The sequence below is a fragment of the Niallia sp. WK069_GA_01 genome (genome assembly GCF_983173855.1).
On the sequence record NZ_OZ470138.1, the window covers coordinates 481,273 to 506,888 of the forward strand.

Here is a 25,616-nt window from a genome sequence, read left to right on the forward strand (position 1 = left end):
TTAGAGGGCTTCTTCCTGCTTCTAAATAGAAATTACTCAACCCCAAGTACTCCAATCTTTAAAAATAGTGGCAGCATGGCTGTAATGCGTTTAAGAAGGGATTGTACGAGGGAGCTTGCATAAATAGTAAGAAGGAAAAGGGTATTAATGAAATAATATGCAAAAATAATAGGGATAGAACCATTCCTTACTTTTTGAAAAAGCGATATTAATCCTATTTTCCTGTCATAAAAGCATGTCCCATTCCATATGAATGTTTAAGAAGACACAGTTTTAAATTTCATATGGAGGCTTACACATGATTAAAATCAAACCTTTCATCGTACTAGGGGTAATTCTTTTTGCCATCACATTATTAATTCCTTCCATATTAGTTCTTCCATTTATGGAGGCGAAGATAAGTGGAAAGTTAGGAGAAAATGTGCAAGAAGCAGATAATAGCAAAAAAACATCAGAGCCTGCTGTAGAAGTAGCAGTTTATAGGGAAGAGAAAAAAACAATAGAACAATTAGATTTGGATGAATATGTTCTTGGTGTTGTTGCGAGTGAAATGCCTGCAGATTTTAAGCCAGAGGCATTAAAGGCACAAGCGTTGACGGCGAGAACGTATATTGTAAAAAAGATGGAAAACGGAGGCTCAATTGACCTCCCAGATGGAGCAGTAGTTGGAGATTCTATAAAGTATCAAGTATATAAAAACAGAAATGAATTAAAAAAAATATGGAAAGCATCAGATTATAACTGGAAGATTAGAAAAATTGAAGAAGCTGTGGCAGCTACATCTGGGAAAATACTTACATATGATGGGCAGCCAATTGATGCTACTTTCTTTTCCACAAGCAATGGCTATACAGAAAACTCCAGTGCCATTTGGTCAAATGATATTCCTTATTTAACTAGTGTAGAGAGCCCTTGGGATACAAAGTCCCCAAAATATGAAGGAAAAGAAGTGCTTTCTGTTCCAGCATTTGAACAAAAGTTGGGAGTTAATCTAACAAACAGCCAAGAAGTTGGGCAAATTATAGAACGGACAGCAGGAAAACGAGTTGCAAAAGTAAAAATAAATGGAAAAGTGTTAACTGGTATAGAGATAAGAGAAAAGCTGAATCTAAAGTCTACTGATTTTGAATGGGTTAGGAAAGGCGACAGTATAATTATTACGACGCAAGGTTATGGTCATGGTGTTGGCATGAGTCAATATGGAGCAAATGGAATGGCTTTAGAAGGAAAGACGTATAAAGATATTGTGAAGCATTATTACAAAGGGGTTCAGGTGACAGATGCCAATAAATTATTAACTAAATATACGGCAAAAAAATAAGTTAGGCTACGCTGAAAAGAGGCTTCCTTACGCTCTCAATAAGTCCGCAGTCAGAATACACTTCGCTTTCCATAGGGCTCATCTACGAGCCTCCTTGGAGCTTCTGAGGGGTCTCGTCTTTCCCGCAAATCCCATAGGAGTCTTCGTGTATTCTGCCTGCTCCCTGTCCAACCTATCAACGAACTTAATCAAACGGTATATTTTTCATCGTTTAGGGTGTAAATTTATTTGTTGGATGTTTATTAAAAATATATGGTTAGAAAGAAGCTGACTTCAAAAATCGTTAAATTGATTTTTAAAGTCAGCTTTTGTTTTGTGGAAAAAATAAAAATAGTAAAAGGTGAATAACATAATCAATTTTGTCGAATAATAACTTTTTTAAATTTTTTTAGAAAAATGTATATTATTCTCATTATCTGTTCAGAATGATTGCTGAGGTGATGATAATGAGAGAGGAAGAAAACAAACGTACTTCTCCAAATTCAAAAGTAAAACGTTTCTTTAAAAAGCGTTGGGCATTCCCAGCCGTTTATATTGCTAGTGCAGCCATTATTTTAACAGGGGTTCTTTGGTATCAAAACAGTGCATCTAACAGTGATGATTTTAAATATGATGCAGGTGAATCGCCAACGAAACAATTTAATGATCCTGGGTTGCCGGTGAGTAAAAACTTAGAAAATTTTTCATGGCCAGTTGCTGATCAAGATGCTGTCGTGACACAGAAAGAATTTTATGATAATGCAGAAAACAAAGAAAAACAAGTAAATGCATTAGTATTCTACGATAATATGTATCAGCCGAATACAGGCATTGATTTAAAAATGAAAGATGATAGTGAATTTGATGTAGTCGCATCCTTAAGTGGAACCGTTACAAACGTAACTACTGATCCTGTTCTAGGTAATACTATTGAATTGGATCACGGCAATGGCATTAAAACAGTCTATCAATCAGTAAAAGATTTTAAAGTGGAAAAGGGAGATCAAGTAGAGAAGGGACAATCACTTGCAACAGCAGGTAAAAGTTCTTTTAATAAAGAAGCTGGTGTTCATGTCCATTTTGAAATTCGTAAAAATAATGTTGCTGTAAATCCAATTGATTTTTTTGATAAATCATTAAGCGCTTTAGAAAAAGATGAGACAATTGGTGCAAGCACTGCTGCAGAAGAGAATGCGTCATTAGAAAAAAAGGCAAGTGATGATGAGTCTACATTAGATGAGAGCGGCACAGTTCCAGAAGGTGCGTCATTAGAAGATAGTGACTCTAAATCTAGTGATGAAGATGCTTTGCAAGAAGACAACTCTAGTGATTCTACTAAATCAACAACAGATGATTCGGAAAGCAGTGTAACAACAGATCCAAACGCATAAAAAACATAAGTCCAGTAATCTCATTTGCCAAAAAGAGCAAATAAGCTTGCTGGACTATATTTTTTGTATAATTATTTCCCGAGAAATTTGTCATTTTTTATCTATAATTGAGGTTATAACAAAAAAGATAGATTGTAGAAAACAGAATGAATGCAAATATTTTCCTCTTTATATACGTAGACGTATCCATTCAATTCCTTTTTATTATTCCTGTTAAACAGAATAAACCAACAGTGAAAAATCTGCGACTATTAGAGTTTTTAACTTGGTCGATTCACAGGTCAGCCTTTTCTTATTTAATGAGCAAGTATGTCCGAGCTATTTCTATTGATGGTTGCTTTCTACGACAACTTTCTTTTTTCGTGATTGATATTCATAAATTACTCGGAAAATGGTTAGCAACGTTACTGTACAGCCTGTGAAAACATACATAAAAACCATAACCGAATTCTTGCTATCGGAGCCTATTAAAATTCCATGCAGTAAAGCAGAGAAAAAGGCGGGGAATGAAACAAAATGAATAAGTCTCCATAGCTTTTTCCCGATTTTTTTGAGGAAATCTGTAGATACGATCAGTAATAACATGCCGTAAAAGGAAAAAATCCCTAAACTAAGTGCCAACGCATCGTGCTTTACAGTAAATGGAACAAGAATATTTAGTAAAGTATAGGAGGTATACTCTTTTTCTAATAAAAGCACCAACCCATGCACCATGCCGAACAATAAAGCAAACCAGCCAGTAGTTTCATGGGTAGAGCGCGTGATTGTTTGGTAACGTTTTGGAACAATTGGAAGGTTAAATGTTATGCCAGTGACCATTGATATAAAAAGCAGCAGATAAGCAGTTATGGCAGCAGCACGTGTTACATTCCAAATGCTGAAAAATTCGCTTAATTCATTCATACAATAATACCTCCTCTTAAATAAGTAGTTAAATCTCCATCATATAATAATTCTCCAGTAGTGGTTATGCCGATCGATATAATCGGTTTATGGAATGAATGTAGCAATGCTAGCCCATCTTTCCAGCCTAGTACAAGCAAACATTTAGCAAAAACCTCCGCGTCTGTTAGCGTTGGAGCAATTACAGATGCTTGCATAAGATCTGAATCGCTTGGAAGGGATGTCCTAGGATCGAGAATATGATGCAAAACATCTCCAGAAGATGCTAGCCATTTTCTTTTTTTTATAGAACTTGTCGCAATACCTGCATCATTTTGTAAAACAAAAGAGCAAACAGGTGAGTGTTCATAAACAGGATGTTCGATCCGTATCGTTTTTTCTTGTTTTTTTGCTCCCCAGACAGTGATATCTCCACCTGCAACAAGAACTCCGTTAGAATATCCCTCTTCTTGCAATAGTTCGGAAATACATTGCGCTGTCCAGCCTTTTGCTATGCCGCCTAAATCTATCTGTACTCTTTTTTGCAGTGTTATACTTCTCATTCCATTATTTATGCTGATAGAATCATCTATCTTTGTGTTCAGTCTCTGAATGGGAAGAACAATTTCAGTTTGTTGGATATTTTCGAAACTACAGTGATACCCAAGTTCTGTTATTTGCTTCCCTAGGTAAGGATTAAAGATCCCTTTCGTACATCTATAATATTTTTCAGCTGTTTTTATTGCTGCAAAAAGAATAGAACTGCAGAGAAAAGGGATATGAAAAGACCTGTTAAGCTGTGAAAGTTCGCTACTTGAATCAAATCTTGATAATGTCTGTTCAGATTTTTTAAAAAGAGCTTGTACTTTATGTCTTGTTTTCTCAGGAACATCAAATGCTTTAATACTTGTATTCATACATGGAAATTCATACATAACACATAACTCCTTGGCAATGAAATTCTAGGAAGTACTGTAATGTCTTAAATACGTTAAGAGGCATGGCCGTTGACTTCATTATTATTATTGTATTGTCCATTTCCTCTGTTATAGAAGCCATCACTAGGAGCTTCACTGGAGTAATTGCTGTCTTCTGTCTTCTGAAGCATCCCCATCGTAGTCACCACTCCAAGTGTTGGAAGAGCCATTATTTTGATTATCCTCTGAAAAAGGATTTTGATTATTTGGCATTATTTGAGTTGATTCGTTTTCATAGGCAGCAGCATTATTGCTGCTAGCAGAATCTGTTTTGTTTAATAAACCAACAAAGCCAGTAAAAGCAGCGACACTTGATAATCCAATTATCCATTTCGTTCTTTTTTTCTTAGCCATTTATATTCCTCCATTCTGTTCCTTATCGTTAACGGCGTTTTCTTATTTTTCATGTTAATAAAGAATTCTTAAAAAAGCCTTAATTTAAGAACGGAGGAAGGAGAGAAAAGTTGGCTTTTGAGGGAAGAAATTTAAGGAAAATGAAAAAAAATAGACAAAACCTTGTCCCTATTCACGGTTTTCTGCATAAAGTCCCGCCCAAGCTAATAAAATGTTACAAACCTTACAAAGATGAAGTTTGGAGTGAGGAGTCGTTTATAAATATGGATATACAGCTGAGGACATGTTTAATCATAATAAGTTCAGAAAGCGCTATATGCTTTCTGCCGCATGAGAAACAAGGATATTTTACCTGAAAGGAAACGTGCGGGATGAAGAATTTCTATGAAGCGAAAAGCGAGTCTCATTTCACACTTCTCACATCCAATTTAAGGAGGGCGAGTGGTGTGCACGATTACATCAAAGAGAGAACTATCAAGATTGGAAAGTATATCGTGGAGACGAGAAAAACAGTTCGCGTTATTGCGAAAGAGTTTGGCGTATCCAAAAGTACAGTCCATAAGGATTTAACAGAAAGGCTTCCTGAAATTAATCCAGACCTTGCAAATGAAGTGAAAGAAATTCTAGATTACCATAAATCAATAAGACATCTGCGTGGTGGGGAAGCAACAAAAATGAAGTATAAAAAAGAAGAAGAGCTTGAAGGGGAGACAGTGTAATTATTAGCGGAAAAAAAGAGATTAGAAAAAGAAATAATTTGTCCAAAAAAACCTCTATCGATGGGGATATCTCCGTCGATAGAACAAAAAATTATACATAAAATGATCTTAATTCATCTTTTTTAAATAGAAAAAATTACTTAATCTCTATTTATGTAAACGGATAAAAGGAATGGGTGTAGTTCCGTTCTCTTTTTTTAAATAGATAGAAACTATTTACGAACATTTTTCGTTATTAATTAGGTAATAGTATATAAACTAGAAAAAAACTGCTGAAATACCGCTAATTTTTTACAAAAAGTTATTTCTTTTAGCACGGTTATGATAAAATAGAAAATTAGAGTGGGATAATATTCATACCATAAAATAAGCAGTAGGAACGCATGTTCACAACTTGAATAATACGAGAAAAAATGAGAAAAAACGATACGTTGTATTTTATATAGAACGATTGTGATTATTTAAAAAATATTTTTTCATGTTACAAATGAATGGAATACAAATAATAGGTGAATGAGAAATGAATGAAGGTTGTAAAAATAATGTTTCATTGTTGTTCAATACATAAATAAACTTCCATTTATTCGTTTTCTTTTATCATTAGAAAGAAATTATTTTATCTATTCTAAAAGTGTCGAATGATGTCAGGGAATATTTCCAATACAAGGATGTTTTTCTAGTTCAAAAAAACAGGAAGCAGTGGAAGAGTCGTTTAATCAGAAAAAATAATGACAGGAGGAAAACTAATGTTTGCTAGAGATATCGGCATTGATTTAGGAACAGCAAATGTATTAATTCATGTAAAAGGTCGAGGGATTGTATTAAATGAGCCTTCAGTAGTAGCGCTTGATAAAAACACAGGAAGAGTACTTGCTGTAGGAGAAGAAGCGCGCCGCATGGTAGGACGAACACCAGGCAATATTGTAGCTATTCGTCCATTAAAAGATGGTGTTATAGCTGATTTTGATGTCACAGAAGCAATGTTAAAACATTTCATCAATAAACTAAATGTAAAAGGGTTCTTATCTAAGCCTAAAATTCTTATTTGCTGTCCTACAAATATCACAAGTGTGGAACAGAAAGCAATTAAAGAAGCAGCAGAAAAAAGCGGTGGGAAAAAAATCTACTTGGAAGAAGAACCAAAAGTTGCAGCAATTGGTGCAGGAATGGATATTTTCCAGCCAAGTGGAAATATGGTCGTAGATATAGGCGGCGGAACGACAGATGTTGCCGTTTTATCAATGGGAGACATTGTAACGTCCTCTAGCATTAAAATGGCAGGGGATAAGTTTGACAATGAGATTCTGCAGTATATTAAAAGACATTATAAGCTTTTGATCGGAGAACGTACAGCAGAAAATATTAAAATTAATATCGGCACCGTTTTCCCTGGTGCAAGAAAAGAAGAGATGGATATTCGCGGCCGTGATATGGTTTCAGGTCTTCCAAGAACGATTAAAGTATACTCAGAAGAAATTGAGCGGGCATTAAAAGAGTCTGTAGCAGTTATTGTACAAGCTGCAAAAAGCGTATTGGAGAGAACTCCTCCAGAACTGTCAGCAGATATTATTGACAGAGGGGTTATTTTAACAGGCGGCGGTGCGCTGCTTCACGGCATTGATCAATTATTAGCAGAAGAATTAAAAGTGCCTGTATTAGTTGCAGAAAATCCAATGGACTGCGTAGCGATAGGAACAGGGATTATGCTGGATAACATTGACCGTTTACCGAAGAAAAAACTAGGCTAATAATGGTTTAGCAGGGTTCATTCTATCTAATGAAGAGAAACCATTTGAAAAGCACTATTTAATGGATTGTTTTGTTTTTTATCTACCCTTAACTTAAATAGTTTAATCATAAAAATCGGCTATTTAGGAATTTTTCCGAATAGCCGATTTTTTATCGTTTTTCTTCAGAGCTGTTCAATGCGCTTGCGCTTTTCTTACTAAATATGCCATTTATGAATGCCAGGTGAAATTAATTGGCATTTTTGCTTACTTTCTGCAAATTACTGCTGTTTTCTCTATCTTTTTTTTTTATAATAGAAAGTATATAGATAAGTTCGACATATTTCGAAATGAATAATATCAATAAAAAGAATGGAGATCATTATGTTTAAAGGTTTTTATACCGCAGCATCTGGAATGTTAACACAACAGAGAAAAACTGAAATGTTAACAAATAATATGGCGAACAGCAATACTCCAGGCTATAAATCAGATTCTTCAAGCATTCGTACCTTTCCAGAACTTTTGCAACAAAGTGTAGAAGCGAATTCTTTTACCGGTAATACAAAGAAAACACCTATAGGCTCATTGGCGACAGGAGTATATATGCAAGAGGCTATACCGAATTTTGTGCAAGGAGATTTGCAGCAAACAGATATGAATACAGACTTGGCACTTGTGAATAATATTGTTCCTGGTGATGAGAAGAATAAAAACGGATCTATTTTCTTTACTATTCAAAATGCAGATGGGGAAGTCCGTTATTCGAGAAATGGTAATTTTACAGTGGATGGACAAGGTAACTTAACAACCTCTAATGGTTATTATGTATTGGATGAAAATAATAACCCTATTCAGCTGGCAAATGATGATTTTACGGTTTCAAATGAAGGGGTAGTCCAAGGCAGCAACGGGGAAGCGTATCGATTAGGTATAAATTATACGGATAATCCGCAAGCTCTTGTAAAAGAAGGAGATGGCCTCTACCGACAACAAGATGGTGAAAATCTTGAAAATGCCTATACAGCTGATGGTGTTTCTTTTCAGTTGAAACAAGGTTTCTTAGAAAATTCAAATGTAGATACATCAAAAACAATGACGGAAATGATGGCAGCTTACAGATCTTTTGAAGCAAATCAGAAGATATTACAAGCTTATGATAAAAGTATGGACAAGGCAGCAAATGAAATTGGGAAAGTATAACACCAAATTTACTGCTTATTATACCCAGCTAGGGGGCATTTATGAATAGAACGATGATAACAGCAACCAACACACTAACACAATTACAAAAGCAAATGGATACAATAAGTAATAATATGGCAAATGTAGATACAACTGGTTATAAAAAGAAAAATGCAACATTTACTGATTTGCTTTTTCAACAGTTCAATAACCAAAAAAATACAAACTTAGAAGAAAATCGTTTAACTGCCAACGGAATTCGTCAAGGTGTTGGTGCGAAATTAGCGCAGACTCAAACGGTTATGACACAGGGATCTTTAAAAAATACGGAGCGCCAATTGGATACAGCATTTACAAAAGAAGGGCAGCTATACCGTGTTCTCGTAAATAATGGACAAGACTCTGAAGTACAATATACAAGAGATGGATCCTTTTATTTAACACCAGCTTCTGAAAATGAAAATATGCTTGTAACAAAACAGGGGTACTCCGTTTTAGATGAAAATAATAATCCCATTTTATTAAATAATAATGTAACAGAATATAAAGTATCTGCGACTGGAACGATTACGGCGGTATTACCGGACGGAAGCGAGCAAAATGTAGATATAGGTGTATCTTATGTTAATTACTCCCAATTTTTAGAGAAAAAAGGAGATAATTTATATGGATTGCCAGAAAATGTTGAAAATAATGAGGCGCTGACAGATTTAGACGGAGCGCAAAGAGAGCAAATTGCCGTTCAGCAAAAAGCACTAGAAAATTCAAATGTTGATATGAGCAAAGAGATGGTAAATCTTCTCTCCACACAACGTGCTTACCAATTTCAGTCAAAATCTATAACAATGGCAGATCAAATGATGGGATTAGTAAATGGAATACGCTAAAGTGTGTATAAAAAGGGGATAACTAGGGCGGAGAAGGTCGACGCATGGAAATCATGAAGTTCGAAGCATAAATTTGCTTTGTAAACTAAAGAGACGACATAACGAAGAGATCCTAGCAATGGATACTGGATTTACCTTTAAAGGAGAGAAGAAGAATGCCAGCAAACAGCAGCCAAGCACTAACGAGAGAACAACATCAACAACAACAAGACGAAAGCAATACTGCCTCTACAAGAAAAAAAATCAGAGTACGTCTTATTCCCATTTGGCTACGAATCCTTTTAATTGTTGTTTTAATGGCTTGCAGCGTAAGTGCAGGGACAGTAATAGGTTATAGCGTGATGGGGAATGGCAAAGCAAGTGAGACATTTCATAAAGAAACTTGGACGCATATTAATGATTTAATAAATAAAAAATAAAAAACATAACTGCAGCTCAAGCATAGTCCTATAGAAAGCGAAGCGTATTCTGACTGCGGACTTATTGAGAGCATAAGGAAACCTATTTTCAGGGTAGCCTTTAGGGAGGATATCCCTTCTTTTTTATGCCTTATTCAAGTACAATGAAATAGAACCACATATTAGTAGGAGGTCTTAATATGTTAGATATAAACCAGATAAAGGATATTATTCCACATCGATATCCATTTTTATTAGTAGATAGAATTTTGGAAGTAGAAGAAGGAAAACGTGCAGTAGGAATCAAAAATGTTTCCGCAAACGAAGAATACTTCAATGGACATTTTCCAGATTTTCCTGTTATGCCAGGAGTTCTTATTGTTGAAGCACTTGCACAGGTTGGGGCAGTAGCAATGCTGATAAAAGAAGAAAATAAAGGAAGACTTGCATTTTTTGCCGGAGTAGACAATTGCCGCTTTAAGAAACAAGTATATCCTGGTGATCAGCTACGTTTAGAAGTAGAAATGACACGTGTTCGCGGAAGCTTTGGAAAAGGAAAATGTGTAGCTACAGTAGACGGAGAAATTGCATGTGAAGCAGAGATTATTTTCGCATTAGGAGATAAAAAAGAAGAAGCTGGGACATAAGTATTTCAGCCGAAGATAAACCCGAACCATGATACGACGATGTAAAAAATATTTCGTATTATTGTTTGGGTTTTTATTCATGTAAAAAAGAAGTTTGTGGTAATCACCCGCAGCCTGCATACACTTCGCTTACCGTGGGGCTCTGCTTTAGCCGCTTCGGCCCTTGGCCTGCAGGGTCTCAGCTGTCTCGCTAATCCCACAGGAGTCTACGTGTATTCAGGACCGCTTCATTTTCTTATCTATTTTATTTTTTTCTTTTCATGGTAAAAGAATTAGGTTTTAGAAAATATCCTTTAAAAACGAAGTGGAATGGAGCGGAAGACACTCGACTCCTGCGGGAAGTAGAGGAAAGGCTGAGACCCCGCAAGTGCAACGAGGAGGCTCAGCTTCCTCCCCGCGGAAAGCGAGTGTCTGTAGCGCAATGGAACAACCTAGTTATACTGACTGCGGATTATACGAGACAGCCAGCCAGCTCCTTCTTAGGAGGTTGTTGGAAAAAAAGTATTCCATGCAACTCCTTCTTTTCTTTGGACATGATAGTAGAGACCAATCACAACAGGTCCATAAATATCACACAAGAAAAGGGGTTTAACAATGAGTAATAAATGGCTAAAAGTCCTTGGATGTTCATTGTTATCTGCAATGTTTCTAACTGGCTGTGGGAATAATGATAACGATCAAAGCCCTGCTCCAGAAGATGATACAACCATTGAAGATAAAAATATAGACGATAATGAGGTAGTGCCTGATACAGATTTAAATAATGACAATGTACCAGACACACAAGATCAAAACACAGATAACGATGGGGACGTTACAACAGATGATAACAATCCTGGGGAAGATATGATAGAAGATAAAAATGATATGAATGATAAAGATGATGTAGACGAATAACAAACAAAAAAACATTCGATCAGTGCCTTAAAAGGCATTGGTAGAATGTTTTTTTAATAAAATCCACTTTTATTTAAGTTTTTTATCTAAAAAAGCTTGTGGCTTACTTTGCATTAATTCTTTAAATTTAGCAGACAATTCCGTTCCTGTGAAACCATTTTCTAACAAATAATCAAGGAGCATTTCTGCATAATCTTTGCGATTGCGCTTTAATGTTCCTTCTAAAAGAATACTTGCCATTTGATCAAAAATTTGAATTGTACGAACCTCTACTTCAAAGGGGGCTGGATCATTTTCTTTTTTGGTGATTACGGCATGAACCAATAACTCCTTTTTCTCCTCTTGCACCCTTTGAAATAAATTAATATGGGTGTGATTAGTATACATATCAAGAAGCCAGTGATTATGTTCATCCTCTTTATTTATAATAAGCCCATCGGCTAATTCAATGGGGATAATTTTATCATCGATTAACACTTGAATGGAAATTAGTTTAAATGTTTTCACAAAAGTCCTCCCAGTTTATTGCTGACGAATACCACCAATTATACAGCAAAAAATAATAAACAAAAACAGAAGTAATCTGGGGGAAAGTTATTTTCTTATATAAAAGTAATCTACAGCCTGAAGCCACTTAAACTACCCTCAGCATGTGATAATCACTCCTGCTTGTTCTAGACTGTCTCACAAAAATATAGTCAGGATAAAAGAGGAATTGCCTTTCATATGTGCTGTATTTTATCCAATAATTATTATTTTCCACAATCATTTCTTTTTAAATTTAAATAACAGAGTTTATAAAAATGTTTTTTAAATTATTATATTAATAAACTTACTGAGACAAATGTTATTGAAATAATCCAACATACTTAACGACAAAAATTCTGCGGCTGTTGTCAGAAAAAATCTAATTATATCGAAAAGTGTCGGAATTTGATTCGTTTTGCGAAATAACTAGACTAAATTACTAGAATACTAATAATAGGAAGAGGTCTTTCTCCCCTTAATAAATAGAAAACTATTATGGTACTTTTAAATGGTGCAGTATATTCAGAAAATATTGAACTATTTGAGGGGAGCTTTGTGATGAACAAGGGGAAAGTTTTTATTTTAGTAGTAATGCTATTTATGTTATTTTCCAATAGTGTTTCGGCAGTAACATTGCCAACCAAAGCGGAAAATACAAAAGAACAAAGAAACCAACCATCCTTAACTTCTATTAAAGGAAGTGACGTAAAAGCGAGATATAAAGACTCAGATACTGTTCGTGTTGTGGTAGAAATGGCAGCGGAACCAACTGTATCTTATGCGCAAAGGATGGATAAGCAGGTAAAAGAATTGCCAAAAGCAACAAAAGAGAAATTAAAGAAGGAAAAATTGGCGGAGCAAAAGCAAGTGAAAGAAAAAGTAAAGAATCAAAAAGTGAAATTTAAGGAATTAGAGAATTTCACTACTATATTTAATGGATTCAGTGGAGAAATGAAATACGGGGACATAGTAAAAATAGAAAAACTTGCTGAAGTATCAAAAGTACATATTGTAAATAAGTACGATAGACCAGCAGAGAAACCAGAAATGATTTATAGTAAAGAACTTGTACAAGCCCAAGAGGCATGGCGTGATTATGGATATAAAGGGGAAGGAATGATAGTTGGGGTAATTGATACAGGGATTGATCCAAAACATAAGGATATGATTCTATCGGATGATACAGAAGGAGAATTAACAGAAGAAGAAGTAAATCAATTTACAGACGGGAATATTCTTCCGGGTAAATACTATACAGAAAAGGTACCTTATGGATACAACTATATGGATGAAAATACTATCATCCAAGATAATGCGGAAGGCGCGAGTATGCATGGAATGCACGTTTCTGGAACGATTGGTGCAAATGGAAATGAGGAAGCGGCGGGAATAAAAGGGATTGCTCCAGAGGCACAATTATTAGCATTAAAGGTATTTGGAAACGATCCGAATATGCAATCCACTTGGGGAGATATTTATATTAAAGCAATTGATGATGCGATTATATTGGGAGCAGATGTTATCAACATGAGCTTAGGATCTACAGCTGGATTTGTTTCGGAAGATTCACCAGAGCAGCAAGCTGTTACAAGAGCGGTTGATAATGGCATCTTAATGTCTATTTCTGCTGGGAATTCTGCTCATTTTGGAAATGGATTTGCTAATCCTTTAAGCTCTAACCCAGATATTGGTGTTTCAGGGGCGCCTGGTGTCGCATACGATAGCATGCAGGTAGCATCAGTTGAAAATAGTTTTATGAATTTAGATGCATTCACTTATCGATTTGGCTCTGAAAATGGCCAAGCACCGTTTCTGTCTGCAAGTGCTGTTCATCCAAAAGATGTTGCTGAAAAAACATATGATATTGCATTTGCTGGACTTGGAACACCGGAAGAGTTAGCAAAAGCAGATGTCAAAGGAAAATATACACTAATTCAAAGAGGATCTATTGCCTTTGTAGATAAAGCGCTAAATGCTCAAAATGCAGGTGCAGCAGGGGTAATTATTTTTAATAATACAGATGGATTTATTAGTATGGCAACAGATGCAAAGATTGTGATCCCGCAGTTGTTTTTACAAAAAGCGGATGGGGACAAGCTAGCAGCAGCGATAAACAAAGGAGAAAAGGTTTCTTTAACTTTTGACGGGTCAAGTCTAAAAGCAGCAAATCCAGAGGCTGGGAAAATGAGTAGCTTTTCTTCATGGGGATTAACACCTAACCTTGACTTTAAGCCAGAAATTACTGCTCCAGGCGGACAGATTTATTCTACATTAGAAAATAATGAATATGGAATGATGAGCGGAACCTCAATGGCGGCTCCACATGTATCCGGTGGATCTGCACTTGTGTTAGAAAGGGTAAATAATGAATTTGGTGCAACAGGTTTTGAGCGCGTTAATATTGCCAAAAATTTATTAATGAATACTGCAAAACCAGTAACAGATCTTGGTACAGTTAATAGTGCTTTTGAATGGAATATTCCTTATTCTCCCCGTAGACAGGGTGCAGGGCTTATGCAGCTACATTCAGCTCTTCAAACACCTGTTATCGTGACAGAAAATAAAACAAATGAAGGCAAAGTTGCATTAAGAGAAGTTGGCAATACATTCAGTTTTACGTTAAAAGCACAAAATTATAGCGATAAAGAAGTAAGCTACAATCTCGCTGCCAATATACAAACAGACTTCTCTATTAGTGGGCAGTTAGGTTATACGGCAAATGAGTTAGAAGCTCAAAAAATTCTGGACGCAAGTTTATTAGTAAATGGAAAAGAAACATCATCCGTTACTATTCCTGCGAAAAAGAGCAAAAAAATAAAAGTGACAGTTGATGTGAGTAAAGCAAAAGTAGTTGATCCGTCGAAAACAAACAGCTGGGAAACACCAGTTGTAATTGATCAAGTATTTCCAAATGGATACTTTGTAGAAGGCTATGTAACGTTAACAGATCCTGCAGAAACAAATGCGACATTAAGTGTTCCATATGTTGGCTTTAAAGGGGATTGGAATAAAGCGCCTATTATAGATGGAATGAACTATGAGGATGTTTCTTTCTACGGAATGAGTGGTGCGTTAGCAAAAGATGGAGAAGATTATGCCTATTTAGGATATAACCCAGTAAAAGATGTGTTTACCAAAGATACCATTTCCATCTCTCCAAATAATGATGGAGTACAAGATGAGATTATTCCGATTCTTTCCTTTTTAAGAAACGCGAAAAAGGTAGGTTTTTCGATTGTAAATGAAAAAGGAAAAGTGGTCAGAAAATTACTGGAGGAAGAAGAAGTCACAAAAGATTATTATGATGGAGGAACAGGAACTACTTATAAACTAGATGATAATTGGGCATGGGACGGTAAGGTAAATGATCAATTAAAAGACGGTCAGTATTATTATCGTATTAGTTCTACAATTGATTATCCAGGAGCGAAAGCGCAAAAGGTGGAAATACCAGTAAAAGTAGACACGGTATCTCCAACTTTGGCAATAAAATTAACAAATGATAATAAAGTGTTGCAGTTAACCGCAACTGATAATTTTAAAGGATCTGGGATCTCTTATTTTGATGTATTAGTAGATGATCAATCCATTCTGGAGAAACCATTAAACGGAGATGCGACAGCTTATACGCTTTCAAAAGAAGTAGAGGTTGGAAAAGATGTTACTGTAGTAGCGTACGATTATGCGGGAAATGCAACAGAATCAACGGTAACGGCAGAAGAAATTTCTAAAGATAAAAAAATTCCAACTGTTTCTTTAGTAAATCCAGAGGCATTAGCTGTATTCAATAAAAAAAATATACCCATCTCTGGAACCATTATTGAAGAATCAGCCATAAAAGAGTTCAGCATTGCTGGAAAAACGATTCCTTTTACTTATAATCAAGCTAAAAAGCAATATGAATTTAACACAGCACTTCCTTTTGAAAATGGAGTTCATTCATTTGAAGTAAAAGCAGTAGATGCTGCCAATAATACAGCACAATTTAAAAGAACGATTATAGTGGATGCGGCAGTGCCAACCCTTGAGTTAAGTGGTTTATCCACCAATCGTGTAATAGGGTATAAAGACAAAAATCCAACTGTAAATATAAAGGTGAAAGATAATTTTGATGAAATGAAACTAACTTTAAATGGCAGTCAACTTTACTATCATAAATTTAAAGAACCATACGCAATGAGAAGTTTAAGTGCATCCGTGAAAAAAGTATCATTAAAATTAAAACCAGGATTAAATAAATTTGTATTTTCAGCAGTTGATCTAGGTGGCAATAAAACAAGCAAAACGATTTATTATTATAAATTAAATAAAAAGGAAAAAACATTAAAAAATAAATCCATCATCCCAGCAGATAAAAAATAAGCTGAAAAAAACTTGGATTAAGAAAAAGAATCTGCAAAACACCTATCATGGCACTTGAAAAGAAGCAGGATTTCTTAGATTTATAAGCAGGGAGCATTCAGAATACACGAAGACTCCTATGGGAATTGCGGGACAGGCGAGATCCCGCAGGAGTTTACTCCGAGGAGGCTTGCCGCCCGCCCCATGGAAAGCGAAGTGTATTCTGACTGCGGACTCATTGAGAGTGCGTTGTCTTTTTTAGGAAAGCCAAAATAAATCCACCCTCCAAGAAAATAATAGTTATTCTTGGAGTTTTTTTGCGCATATAGGAATAAGCGATAAATACCAATTATAAAAATCAACAGCCAGTAGCAAAAGCACAATTCAATCATAAATATCCCCCTCTTGGTTATATTAAGAAAACAAAACTAGGAGGGGTGAACTATGCCGACAAACCAAGCACCAATTACATCATCAGAATTGGCCAATTTATGGATGGCATATCAAGAAAAAACAATGATCCAAAGAATACTGGAACATTTTATAGAGCATGCTGATGGAAAAGAAAAGCAACTGCTACATGCACATTATAATGGTGCAGCAAAGAACATTGTTATGATTACAAAAATTTTACAAAAAGAAGGAGCAGTCATCCCGCTTGGTTTTACAGAAAGTGATGTGCATAAAGGGATTCCAAAGCTGTATGATTTTATGTACGATATCATGTATTTACATATGATGACAAAAGTAGAAATGAATCTTTATGCACTGTTTACAGGGATGTCCTACCGAAAAGATATTGAGGACTTATTTATAGAGATCACAGCAGACGCTCAGAAGATGAACAGTCAGTCAACCCAGCTGTTATTAGAAAAAGGAGTGCTTGTTCGTCCTCCTTTTGTATCAATGCCAGAAGAAATTCGTTTTGTAAAAGATAACAAGTATATGGGTGGACTTAATGTGTTTAGTGAAACAAGATCCCTGAACACAGTGGAAGTGTCCCTTATTCACCATGCCATTGAAACAAATCTTATTGGGATGCAGCTCATGACAGGGTTTGCTCAATCTACTACAAATAAAGAAGTGCAGACTTATTTTGCTAAAGGCATGCGATTATCAAAAAAAATTGAGATAGAATTAGGTGAATTTTTACGACAAAGTTATATTGAACCGCCAGCTACACATGCGGGGAAAGCAACTACTTCTAAAACAGCACCATTTTCTGATAAGCTGATGATGTACAACACCAGTTTATTAACTTCATTTGGACTTGGAAGTAACGCACTAGGTGGGGCATTCAGCTTGCGAAGCGATCTACCTGCAAAAATGTCCTTGCTTGCAAAAGATATTTTCACATTCGCTCAGGATGGCGGAAAGATTATGATTAAAAATGGCTGGATGGAAGAACCACCTCAAATGGAGGATCGAAACCAATTGACGAAATAACACCCTCCGATCTTGTAGAAAACAAAAGCGAGTGCCAAAGCGGTTACTTGCCTTTTCAGATTTAATACGAAAAAGAGGCAATGGTTAGAAATAGAAGAAGAGAGCGGAATCCTATTTCCAAGGTAGATCTCTGCTAATAAAATTCGTATCATGGGACATGAAAAGAAGCAGTATTCTTAAATTTATTGTTGTAGTTGAAGTAGGGAGCAGTCAGAATACACGAAGAATCCCGCGGGAATGCGAGAAAGACGAGACTCCGCAGTGCAGCGAGGACCGCTCGACGCTCGTCAGCAGGAAAGCGAAGTGTATTCTGACTGCGGGCTATTCGAGCGTGTGCATTACCTATTTTCATGCTAGTTTACCTCTATTATCACCACTGTCTATATCTATCCGAATTAAATTACAATAGCCCCAGCACTCACTTAGCAGATAGCGAGGGCTGGGGCCTATACAACAGCAACCAATATGCGAAGAAACTTTGCTCTATTAAGACAAAGAAACTAAATCTTTTAAATCATCTGTTGATAATTCTGTTACCCAGTTCTCATTCTGAATAATTTGCTCATTTAAAGATTGTTTCTTTTCAAGCATCGCATCAATTTTCTCTTCTAATGTGCCAGTACAAATCATTTTATGTACATGCACAAATTTAGTTTGGCCGATGCGGTATGCACGATCAGTAGCTTGGTTTTCTACAGCCGGATTCCACCAGCGGTCATAATGAATAACATGATTGGCAGCCGTTAAATTCAAACCAGTTCCTCCTGCTTTTAAGGAAAGAAGAAAGATAGGAAATTCATTGTCCTGAAATTGCTGTATAAGCTTATCTCTTGTTTGTTTAGGCACACTGCCATTTAAAAACGGGACATCAATGTGGAATTTTTTCTTCATCATTTGCTGTATCATGGCACCCATATCAATATATTGGGTGAAGATTAGGCAGCTTTCTTTTCGCTCCATAATGGCTTCCATTAATTCAGCTAGTTTTTCCATTTTAACAGAGCGTTCTAACAGATTGGTTGGCTTTTCCTCTTTTAGATAGAGAGCCGGATGGTTGCATAATTGCTTTAATCGAGTCAGCATTTGCAAGACAAGCCCTTTTCTTTCAAAGCCGCTTAATTGCTCAATCTTGGCGAAGGTGTCATGAATTAATTGTTCATACAAAGCCGCTTGCTCAGCAGTTAAAGGACAGTACTCCTTTTGTTCCAATTTGTCCGGCAGATTTAAAGCTACCTCTTCATCTTTTTTTGTTCTTCTTAATAAAAATGGACGAATCATATTTTGCAGATGCTGGATTTGTTCCACTTTATCATCTTTTTCGATAGGAATAACAAAACGTTTTTGAAACTGGCCAAGACTCCCTAAGTAACCGTGATTCGTAAAGTCAAAAATAGACCAAAGTTCATTTAAACGATTCTCCATAGGTGTCCCAGATAATGCAATATAATGGTTTCCCTTCAGCTTACGAACGGCACGGGATTGTTTTGTTTGCGAATTTTTAATATTTTGAGCTTCATCGATAGAAACAGAACTCCAATTGATTTGTGAAAATTGCTCTAAATCAATATGGGTTAAACCATAGGAAGTCAGAACGATATCACTATTCATTGTCTTTTGCACAAACTCTTCATTTTTTAACCTACTGGAGCCGTAATGTAGATAAAGAGACAAGTTAGGAGCAAATCGTTCTATTTCTTTTTGCCAGTTGCCTAAAACAGATGTTGGACAAATAATAAGAGCTGGAGTTTGCTTGTTTTTTTCTCCTTCTTTTACCTTTAGCAAATAAGAAATCAGCTGAACGGTTTTGCCAAGTCCCATATCATCAGCAAGCACTGCACCAAAACCGTACTTTCTCAAAAATAACAGCCAGCTCATGCCAAGCGCTTGATAAGGTCTTAGTTCCCCTAAAAAGCTTTTTGGTACTTCTTCTAATGGCAGATTTTTTATTTCTTTTAATTGGTGAATCATCGTTCGCCACTGTCTGTTTAGTTCTATTTGAATTTTCGCAAATGTTTTTGGATTTTCTAAATCATCTTCCTGCTGTTCCTTTGTTTGCAAAAGTTCTTGCTCAATTAAATCTCGGACATGAAGTCCTTCTTTTTCCGCTTTTTTCATTAAATCTTGAATCTGGCGGATAAAGGAAGGATCTAATTTAATCCAGCGTCCCCTAATATATACAAGACGTCGTTTTTCCTCGACCATTTTATTAAATTCATCTTCTGATAAATTTATTCCATTCATAGAAAACCGCCAATTATAATCCAACATAGCCTGGAGGCCGACGAAGGAAGGGCGGTGGTTCGTATTGGAAACTTTCGCTTTTACTTTCATGCTTGCCGTTTTCATTGCCTGCCACCAAGAAGGAAGCAGGATATCGACACCAAGTGCTAGTAATATTTCACTTGCGTCCGTTAAAAACATCCATGCCTCTTCTTCTGTCAGCTGATTTGTTATCCCGTTTTTTCCTTGCAGCCAAGGGAAAAGTTCTATCCAACGAGCTTGCTCTTCTGCGATGGATGGCTCAAATGCTTGCCATTTTTTTGGAAGGTTGCCAGGATCATGTGTATCTATCACAAAATCAGGATTATCCTTTCCTTTTAGAAAAAGATCAAGATTCCATGTTGTATCCATTTCTATAGGCTCTTCCAGCTTGATGCCAAGTGTAAAAGGGCAAGGATTTTCTGTTAAGCCCATCCATTCTTGCCATGTTGATTCTGTAAAATAGGCAGTTAGTTTAGATGAAGGAATATTTGTATTGCGCAAATCAGTGATTTTTTTCTGAAACTGTTGTTTGGCCTCTTCATTCTCGTCTAGATAATAATCTAATGATTGATGAAACCATTCTTCAATAAAGTCTTGATTACTTGTATTTTCTAGTTCATCCTGTAGCATTTCTTTCCAAAAAGATGAATTAAATTCCTCTGTTACTCTTTTGGGCAAAGCCCAACGGAATCGGTCTTTTTCCCATTCTTTAAAATCTGGAATCCATTCTTTTTTTACGATTGCTTCATAAAGGGTAGGAGCAGCCGCCAAACAAACTTGTGCCGTTTCATTCCAATCCCATTCTATATAACGATTAAATCGTTCATTTGCAAATAATGTAGCAAGCTGCCAACCGTTTAAAAGAATCCCTTCTATTTCATTAATAGAAGTCTCTTGTAAAATCGTTCCGTAATAACTTTCTTGATGATATTGAAATAATATGTTTTTCCAATAATTCGGATATAAATAAACATTATCCACCATAGCAGTTAGAAAAAACCCTTTTTCTTCATAATAATGGACATTTATTTTTAAATAATTAGTTTTCAGCATGTATCAACTTACCTTTCCTACATTCTTCATGAAAGGCTCTTAATCGTTTTGTCCGTTCAAGTGTAAGTGTTAAGAAACGATCAAATTCTTTTTGCATTTTTCTTTTTTTATATAAAGTGCGCAGTTTTTTTATTTGGCGAACTGCGATGCGGTAATGTTCCCTTGATTTTAAATTAATATGTTCTTGAATAGAGCGGTGATAAAGGGATAAAAGCAGGCTTTGATCGTATTGCTGAATCGTTTTAATTTGAAATTTATCAAGCATATCAATGCCAATTCCCATATACGTAAAAAGGTCAATCCATTTGTCTAAATAGCCGTTTTCATATAAATAACTTTCGTAGTGTTGAAAACTAAATGGAAGTGTCTGCATAAATATTCTTTCTAATAAATCATTTCGATTTTTCGTTTCGCAAAATGGTGTGATAGACTTAATTGCCATAATGCTAAATTCATGACAATAATCAAAATCGTCATTCTCAGATGATAAATATGGTTTTAATAGCTGAATATATGCATGAATATATGGTTCCAAACGATTCCATGCTTTACGGCTGTTAAAGTAATCAATCCAATAGATCATATAGGGGACAATTTCTATTTGTAATAATCGAATCGTTTCAAGTGCTTGTTTATCTTCCCGCAATATAATCTGCAAATGGATGGATGCAACCTTTTCGGTAAAGAATGTCGTTTTTTTAGTCATTAACCTAGCTAGTTCTTCTTGGTGCCATTGCTTTTTAGTAAAAATGTTTGTCCACAGCATCCGGAATAGATGAATGGATTCAAATTTAATGTTTGCATTGATGGTAAGGATATCTACCACTTCATCTTTTAAGCTTTCTAAAAAAGCATCAAAAGCAAACGGCAAGGTAAAGTTAGCCAATTTATTTATATTTTCTTCGACATGGTTTAATAAATCATGATAAATATGACGATAGTAGCGGTTTATCGTTTCGGACGAATGCTCTAATGTTCTGCTTAATAACAGCATTTTTTTAAATGTATAAACATGGCCAATCAATAAGTACAACAGTTTCCATTCATTTTGGAAGGGAGTCCCACTTTTTAGCTTGCGGATATAGATATAGTACATTTCTGTAATTGTATAGGTTTTATGACTGTTTTCACCAATCAGTACATCAAAGCTTTCATTGAAACCTTTCACCCAATCTTTATACTCAGGTTCTTTTGCGTCAGAATCTTGCAATAAATCACTTGCCTTCATTAGTTGAAGATTCTTCAAATCCATTGGTTTTTTAATGGGTTCACGCCATTCTGTCATCCAGGTTGATACTTTTCCGGTCTGGCCAAGTAAAAAGAAAAAAAGAGCCAGCTGATGACGGCAGAATCCATTGGCGAAACAAGTGCATGAGCTCATTTGGATAAAGGTGAGATCAAGGGAAACCTTTGCAGGTGTAACATCTTGAACAATACCAGTTATTGCGTTATTATCTATTTTTACTTGTGATACAAATCCTTGTCTATAAAGAAGCAGGCCTTTTTCTACTATTTTTTGAATAGTAGGATTTTCTGCATCAAGTAGTATTTTGAAGTTTTCTGCACAAGTATTTAATGGCTCTAAATATTTTTCTAGAAACATCGTTCTTATCCCTCCTGAAAATCACCAGAACCTTTTACAGAGGTACTACTGATCCAAATTAAAGTACAGAGCAGCTTCGAAAGATCGATTTAAATAGTACAGAAAATAAAGTCTAGAGTATCAGTTATTACCTAATAACTAATGAATAGACATTATATTATAACGTGTAAAAAAAACCATTCTTTAATTATAACGTTTTTTTTATTGGGATGGTAGGGTCAGAAGGAATAAGGAAATGGTGAGCAAAAATATATTAGGTGAAAATTCTATCAGTGGGGAGATATTATCTGAAAATGGAAATGGATATTTCTTCACTCAGGGTGTAGGTCCGCAGCCGAAATACACTTCGCTTTCCGTGGGGCTCATCTACGAGCCTCCACGGAGCATGCTCCTGCGGGATCTCACCTGTCCCGCAAATCCCACAGGAGTCTTCGTGTATGCCGTCTGCTCCCTGCTTTAACATAACAACAAACTTAATCAAACTGCTGCCTATTTTCATCTTTTATGGTGTAAATTTGTTGTATGGTGGCCTACCATAAAAAATGGCTTTGGTTCTCTTAATTAGTCCGCAGCCGGTATATACTCCACTTTCCTATGGCAACGTCAATTTGGCTTTGCATCCTTTAATCCTGAGAGTTTGCAGTCTTACTTTTTCGACGCTCTGGAATTGTTTGTTTTTTCCTTATAGTAAGGGAGTATCTATTTGGTTATTAATATAATCTTTTAAAGCTTTCGAAATGATTTTTATAATATGTATTATCTAAACTTGTAATACGGACGCCCGATGAATCGGCATGAATGAAGGAGTTGTTTCCAACATAGATGCCCAAATGGGAAATGCCTTCCTTATAAGTATTGCTAAAAAATACAAGGTCGCCAACTTGAGGGAAATCAACATAATAGCTGCGATCATAAAAACCTGAAGCAGATAAACGATTAAGAGGGTGCCCAGCTTTATTAAACACATAATAAATAAAGCCACTGCAATCAAACCCATCAGGAGTTGTGCCGGACCAGCTATATGGTGTCCCAATCAATTTTTGTGCTTCTGTAACAACTGCTACTTCAGAAGAGACCGCAGGAGCATTGTTTGCTGGATTGGAAATAAAGGTAGGTTCATTTTCTTTTTCCGGTTCTTTACTCTCTACGTTTTCTGTTGGGGTACTGCCTGACGCTGTTACTTTCAATTGTTGACCAGGAAAAATCAAATCCGATTTAAGATTATTTAATTGTTTTAATTGAGTTACGGTAGTCTGAAAGGCTGCTGCAATTTTCCCTAAAGTATCGCCGCTTTTAATTTTATAAGTGGATACACTCGCTTGTGAAATAGAAGGATGTGTAGTTTCGCTTGCACTTGTTTGATGAGAAGACTCCGTATTTTCACTAGAAGAGTTTGCAGCAGAATGAGAAACTATTAACTCTTTTCCAGGAAAAATAAGATCAGAATGTAAGTTATTCCACTGTTTTAATTCTGCTAATGAGATAGAAAATTTATTGGCAATCTTAAGCAGTGTATCTCCAGACACAATTTTATATGTTTTTGTTGACGAAGAGGTGCTACTAGAATTATTAGCTGCTATAGAAGATTGTTTAATTGTTTTGTTAGAGTTTTTCCCAATTGTTAATTTTTGATTAATAAAAATAGTATCAGATGATAGTTTATTATTGGATTTTAAAATAGGGACAGTAGTGTTATATTTTTTTGCAATATGACTTAAGGTATCTCCCTTTTTTACGACATAAGTACTAGCAGATGCAGTTGAAGTGAAAGCGGTTGAAATAAGAGCCGCAGTCGCCAAGGTTGTGACTTTTTTCTTCATGTTTAACACTCACTCCCAATAATTAGTATTCTATGAAACTATACTATCATATAGGGAAAGTCTATAGCACTGGTTTATAGAATAAAAAAGAGCGGAAACAACAAAAATAGGACTATAATCACACTTTTGGTAGTTTTTTACCTTAAAATAAAAAATGTGTTGGATAGTAGAAAAGATAGAGGAGGTAAATAGGTATTTAGCTATAATAAGGCGAAACTACCATTAATGGGGAAGTTTCACCTTATCGGTCAGAACATTTGTATTCAGGCGATGGTAAAGGGAGCACAACGCATTTATTTTTATACATTCCAACGATTAATTTTATCTTGGATATAATCTTTGTATCGATTATCTTTCACTAGTTGAAAAATAAGAAGTGCCTCTTTCATATATGTTGTTGCAAGCTGAAACTTCTCTTGAAGCTCATAGTTGTAACCTATATGGTAGTGAAAATGTGCAAGAAGATAGAGATTATCTTTCTTGATTGCCCAATTAATAGCTTCCTTGCAATAAGTAATAGAAGTATCATATTGCTTTAAGTCGGTAAGTGATTTAGCAATATTAAAATAAAGCCTGCTTTTTATCGTATCGTCCTGTAAATGAGGAATATGACTTAAATGATCAAATGCCTTATAATAAATTTGCAAACTTTCCTCTATTAAACCTTCTTCATAATGAAAAATTCCTTTACTAATGAATATCTCAATTTCTTTTTCAGAATATACTTTATCAAAAGTCAGCTGGATAGCTTCATCAATAAGCTGCAAGGCTTTTTGAAATTCACGGTCTACTTCATATTCATAAATTGCTTTATGCCAAAGTAAAATTTGAAAATGTTTTTTGTTGCGAGTGAAAAGCGGATTCTTTTCTTCGGCTTCGACAATTTGTTTAATTGTGTTATAATCAGTACTTCTACGGGCAGCCTTTAATTGTCTGCTTGTTTCCAACACATAATCAAGCCTAGGGGTTAAACCTATATCAAAAAAATAATTAACATCTATTCCTAAACGTTGGGAAATTAAATATAAAGTAGAGGATAGTGGCAAGACTTCTCCTTTTTCAATTTTACTTATTTGTGCCTGGGTACAAATATTATGAGCTAAGTCCTTCTGAGATAATCCCATTTCTTTACGCAATTCTTTTATTTTTTCACCAACAGCTGAAAAATCCAATGTATCACTTCCTATAAAATATTCCTA

General features: G+C 35.5%; 20 protein-coding genes. 11 read left to right on the forward strand and 9 right to left on the reverse strand.

Annotated features, from left to right (window positions below; translation table 11 throughout):
- Window positions 1–298 precede the first annotated feature (298 nt).
- Complete coding sequence (gene spoIID / locus AC5LWL_RS02295) at window positions 299–1,321, forward strand: stage II sporulation protein D (RefSeq protein WP_493432833.1); 1,023 nt, start codon at window positions 299–301, stop codon at window positions 1,319–1,321.
- 446 nt (window positions 1,322–1,767) lie between these two features.
- Entirely contained in the window at window positions 1,768–2,691 is a 924-nt protein-coding gene (gene spoIIQ / locus AC5LWL_RS02300; protein WP_493432834.1) for a stage II sporulation protein SpoIIQ, read from the forward strand.
- Window positions 2,692–3,015: 324 nt separating this feature from the next.
- Here the strand turns inward: spoIIQ and AC5LWL_RS02305 are convergent, their stop codons facing one another.
- The 3 genes from AC5LWL_RS02305 to AC5LWL_RS02315 all read right to left on the reverse strand — a co-directional run bounded on the left by AC5LWL_RS02305 (window position 3,016) and on the right by AC5LWL_RS02315 (window position 4,904).
- On the reverse strand, window positions 3,016–3,594 hold the full coding sequence (locus AC5LWL_RS02305) for a ferric reductase-like transmembrane domain-containing protein (protein WP_493432835.1): 579 nt from the start codon (window positions 3,592–3,594) through the stop codon (window positions 3,016–3,018).
- Entirely contained in the window at window positions 3,591–4,508 is a 918-nt protein-coding gene (locus tag AC5LWL_RS02310) for an FAD:protein FMN transferase (protein WP_493432836.1), read from the reverse strand. Before AC5LWL_RS02310 ends, AC5LWL_RS02305 begins: the two co-directional genes overlap by 4 nt.
- 135 nt (window positions 4,509–4,643) lie before the next feature.
- On the reverse strand, window positions 4,644–4,904 hold the full coding sequence (locus tag AC5LWL_RS02315; protein WP_493432837.1) for a hypothetical protein: 261 nt from the start codon (window positions 4,902–4,904) through the stop codon (window positions 4,644–4,646).
- 446 nt (window positions 4,905–5,350) lie between these two features.
- Here AC5LWL_RS02315 and spoIIID point away from each other — a divergent pair, with 446 nt between their 5' ends.
- The 7 genes from spoIIID to AC5LWL_RS02350 all read left to right on the forward strand — a co-directional run bounded on the left by spoIIID (window position 5,351) and on the right by AC5LWL_RS02350 (window position 11,364).
- On the forward strand, window positions 5,351–5,623 hold the full coding sequence (spoIIID, locus tag AC5LWL_RS02320) for a sporulation transcriptional regulator SpoIIID (RefSeq protein WP_445488851.1): 273 nt from the start codon (window positions 5,351–5,353) through the stop codon (window positions 5,621–5,623).
- A gap of 746 nt (window positions 5,624–6,369) precedes the next feature.
- On the forward strand, window positions 6,370–7,371 hold the full coding sequence (locus AC5LWL_RS02325; protein WP_493432838.1) for a rod shape-determining protein: 1,002 nt from the start codon (window positions 6,370–6,372) through the stop codon (window positions 7,369–7,371).
- Window positions 7,372–7,734: 363 nt separating this feature from the next.
- Window positions 7,735–8,553: a flagellar hook-basal body protein gene (locus AC5LWL_RS02330; protein WP_493432839.1), complete on the forward strand. Its 819-nt coding sequence runs from the start codon at window positions 7,735–7,737 to the stop codon at window positions 8,551–8,553.
- 41 nt (window positions 8,554–8,594) lie between these two features.
- Window positions 8,595–9,422 carry a flagellar hook-basal body protein gene (locus tag AC5LWL_RS02335; RefSeq protein ID WP_493432840.1) on the forward strand — a complete coding sequence of 276 codons (828 nt, stop codon included), beginning with the start codon at window positions 8,595–8,597 and terminating at the stop codon, window positions 9,420–9,422.
- Between the two features lie 155 nt (window positions 9,423–9,577).
- The gene (locus AC5LWL_RS02340) at window positions 9,578–9,841 is read left to right on the forward strand and encodes a DNA-directed RNA polymerase subunit beta (protein ID WP_493432841.1); all 264 of its coding nucleotides are present in this window, start codon (window positions 9,578–9,580) and stop codon (window positions 9,839–9,841) included.
- A gap of 179 nt (window positions 9,842–10,020) precedes the next feature.
- The gene (gene fabZ / locus AC5LWL_RS02345; protein ID WP_493432842.1) at window positions 10,021–10,467 is read left to right on the forward strand and encodes a 3-hydroxyacyl-ACP dehydratase FabZ; all 447 of its coding nucleotides are present in this window, start codon (window positions 10,021–10,023) and stop codon (window positions 10,465–10,467) included.
- Between the two features lie 594 nt (window positions 10,468–11,061).
- Window positions 11,062–11,364 (forward strand): hypothetical protein, encoded by a 303-nt coding sequence (locus tag AC5LWL_RS02350; RefSeq protein WP_493432843.1) that lies wholly within the window; start codon window positions 11,062–11,064, stop codon window positions 11,362–11,364.
- A gap of 69 nt (window positions 11,365–11,433) precedes the next feature.
- Here the strand turns inward: AC5LWL_RS02350 and AC5LWL_RS02355 are convergent, their stop codons facing one another.
- Window positions 11,434–11,871 carry a YwpF family protein gene (locus tag AC5LWL_RS02355; protein WP_493432844.1) on the reverse strand — a complete coding sequence of 146 codons (438 nt, stop codon included), beginning with the start codon at window positions 11,869–11,871 and terminating at the stop codon, window positions 11,434–11,436.
- Between the two features lie 579 nt (window positions 11,872–12,450).
- Here AC5LWL_RS02355 and AC5LWL_RS02360 point away from each other — a divergent pair.
- Window positions 12,451–16,254, forward strand: coding sequence for a S8 family serine peptidase (locus AC5LWL_RS02360; protein ID WP_493432845.1), 3,804 nt, complete (start codon window positions 12,451–12,453; stop codon window positions 16,252–16,254).
- A 116-nt stretch (window positions 16,255–16,370) separates the two neighbouring features.
- Here the strand turns inward: AC5LWL_RS02360 and AC5LWL_RS02365 are convergent, their stop codons facing one another.
- Window positions 16,371–16,625 (reverse strand): hypothetical protein, encoded by a 255-nt coding sequence (locus tag AC5LWL_RS02365; RefSeq protein ID WP_493432846.1) that lies wholly within the window; start codon window positions 16,623–16,625, stop codon window positions 16,371–16,373.
- A gap of 52 nt (window positions 16,626–16,677) precedes the next feature.
- On the opposite strand from AC5LWL_RS02365, the gene AC5LWL_RS02370 reads away from it, so the two are divergent.
- Complete coding sequence (locus AC5LWL_RS02370) at window positions 16,678–17,679, forward strand: DUF3231 family protein (RefSeq protein WP_493432847.1); 1,002 nt, start codon at window positions 16,678–16,680, stop codon at window positions 17,677–17,679.
- Window positions 17,680–18,165: 486 nt separating this feature from the next.
- Here AC5LWL_RS02370 and AC5LWL_RS02375 read toward each other — a convergent pair whose 3' ends face one another.
- The 4 genes from AC5LWL_RS02375 to AC5LWL_RS02390 all read right to left on the reverse strand — a co-directional run bounded on the left by AC5LWL_RS02375 (window position 18,166) and on the right by AC5LWL_RS02390 (window position 25,589).
- A complete protein-coding gene (locus AC5LWL_RS02375) occupies window positions 18,166–20,994 on the reverse strand; it encodes a DEAD/DEAH box helicase (RefSeq protein WP_493432848.1) in 2,829 nt (942 codons plus the stop codon).
- On the reverse strand, window positions 20,981–22,597 hold the full coding sequence (locus AC5LWL_RS02380) for an SWIM zinc finger family protein (protein ID WP_493432849.1): 1,617 nt from the start codon (window positions 22,595–22,597) through the stop codon (window positions 20,981–20,983). Before AC5LWL_RS02380 ends, AC5LWL_RS02375 begins: the two co-directional genes overlap by 14 nt.
- 710 nt (window positions 22,598–23,307) lie before the next feature.
- A complete protein-coding gene (locus tag AC5LWL_RS02385; RefSeq protein WP_493432850.1) occupies window positions 23,308–24,417 on the reverse strand; it encodes a C40 family peptidase in 1,110 nt (369 codons plus the stop codon).
- Window positions 24,418–24,716: 299 nt separating this feature from the next.
- The gene (locus AC5LWL_RS02390) at window positions 24,717–25,589 is read right to left on the reverse strand and encodes a helix-turn-helix domain-containing protein (protein ID WP_493432851.1); all 873 of its coding nucleotides are present in this window, start codon (window positions 25,587–25,589) and stop codon (window positions 24,717–24,719) included.
- Window positions 25,590–25,616: the final 27 nt, after the last annotated feature.